1 pseudogene is annotated in these 259 nt (G+C 52.5%); it reads right to left on the bottom strand.

Annotated elements, in window-relative coordinates:
* Window positions 1–43: 43 nt before the first annotated feature.
* Window positions 44–259: pseudogene (locus R0J87_RS22025) on the bottom strand (deoxyribodipyrimidine photo-lyase); the annotation flags it as partial.

The following is a 259-nucleotide window of genomic DNA, read 5'->3' as shown; positions in this document are numbered from 1 at the left end:
GTTTTATCAGCTGCGGGTAAGCAACTAAAATATGCTTATAGAATTAGCGCCAGATAAGCTCAGACAACCACACACCGGCTCCGCTTTTATCTTCTGACCACGCTTCACCAGCCTCCAATTGCAGCCTGGCAACGCACTGCGACGCAGAGATCACGCCAATGGCCAAATATGCCGATAACCGGGATGTACCGTCTTGGGCCGGAAAATCCCGTTGCTGATGGTAGTCGGCCACTTTTTCGCGGCAAAAGCGCCGCATCAG

Source organism: Halomonas sp. SIMBA_159 (assembly GCF_046536035.1).
Classification (GTDB): Bacteria; Pseudomonadota; Gammaproteobacteria; order Pseudomonadales; family Halomonadaceae; genus Vreelandella; species Vreelandella venusta_A.
The sequence above is the reverse complement of the archived record's forward strand: the minus strand, read 5'-3'. Positions and strand labels throughout refer to the sequence as shown.